Genomic DNA, 1555 nt, shown 5'->3' with positions numbered 1-1555 from the left:
CGTCGTTCTTGTGCTTCAATTCTCTGGTTAAAAATGTAGTAGAGCTTAAGCGAATGCTTGCTTGATTCATTAAAAATATCAGAGCTAACTGCTAATAGCTAAATGCTGAGGATGAGCAAGATTAAAAAAGTCAATATCTTGAATTATTTAAGAGCAATAAATGTAGTAGAAAAATATTAATTCTCAACTTTGGAAATTGTCTCAGTGGATAAAGAATTTTGCCAAGGGTCTAAAATATCTTTAAATAATGTTTCCTCTATCCAAGTTTTAGCTACTACTGTTAAAGGTAAAGCTAAAATTAGACCTAAAATTCCAAAAAATGTAGTGAAGAAAATTTGAGATGCTAGAGTAACAGCAGGTAAAAGAGAGACTTGTTTTGCCATAACAGTTGGACTTAACCAGTAACTTTCAAGATTCTGAATAATAATATATAAAATTCCTACCGCAGCTATTTTCCAAGGAGCATCTAAAAGAGCAATCATTATGGGAAAAACTACACTCATAGTCGGACCAATATTAGGAATAAAATTGAGTAAACCTGCCAGTAAAGCATGAGTCAGAACTAAATCAATTTGTAATATTAATAAACCAATACCACTGCAGGTCGCCACAAAAAGAGAGTTAATTACTATTCCACCAAACCAATTGCCTAAAGCTACCTCGCACTTTGATAGAATTTCATCTGCACGTCGCCGATAAAAAGAAGGAAATAAAAGTAATCCTACTCTTCGATAAGCTTGAGTATTAACTAAAAACATTATTGTTAATACAAATACGAAAAGTACCTGCAAGAATACTATAAAAGTATTAGAAAAAATCTTAAAAAAGTTGCTAAATAACTGAGTACCGAATGTTTGTGTTTGTACTAGCATATCAGTAGCAGTGGGTGGTGCTGGAAATAAATCGGGTCTTTGTCGATATAACTGTACAAGTTGAGAGCGAACTTCTGTAAATACATCAGGTATCAAGGCAACTAATTTTTCAAACTGGGTAATAAAAGGCGGTACAACTAGCAACAAAAATAGAAGCATAATTAATGTGGCTAAACTTAAAGTAGCAATTACAGCTAAGTTTCTTTTAATTCCCCATCTATAAAATTTCTGTACTAATCTATTCAAGGCAGTTGCTAAAACTATTGCAGCAAATACTAATAGTACAAGTTGTCTAATTTCCCAAAGGATATATAAGGAAATAAGTAAACTAAAAAAGCCTAACCATTGACCAAAATTCATATTTTTTTGTTTTGGAGTTGTTGGAGTTACGACTACTGTAACAATTTCAAGTTGGGGAATAAACCATTAAATTTTCTCCGTTGTTTGCTTTCCCCTTTTGTCTTCCAAATAAGTCTCTCAACTGTAAGCATTCAGCTATCAGCAGTCAGCTATCAGCAATTAGTAATAAATAATTACTTCTCAGATTTGCTCCTGAGACTTTGGCATTCAAGAATTAAGAATTAAGAATGCGCGAATTTAGAATTACCTCTCCTTGAAAAGAAGAGGATTGACGAACAGGAAAATTTTTATTTATTATCCCCGATCAAGGGGAGGCTTTAAAC

At 32.7% G+C, this 1555-nt stretch carries 1 protein-coding gene; it reads right to left on the bottom strand.

Annotated elements, in window-relative coordinates; genetic code table 11:
* Positions 1 to 176: 176 nt before the first annotated feature.
* Positions 177 to 1232, bottom strand: coding sequence for an AI-2E family transporter (locus F6K13_RS32450; protein WP_124144196.1), 1056 nt, complete (start codon positions 1230 to 1232; stop codon positions 177 to 179).
* Positions 1233 to 1555: the final 323 nt, after the last annotated feature.

The sequence above is a fragment of the Okeania sp. SIO2B9 genome, assembly GCF_010672505.1.
GTDB classification, from domain to species: domain Bacteria; phylum Cyanobacteriota; class Cyanobacteriia; order Cyanobacteriales; family Microcoleaceae; genus Okeania; species Okeania hirsuta.
This window is presented reverse-complemented; position numbering and strand designations above follow the sequence as displayed.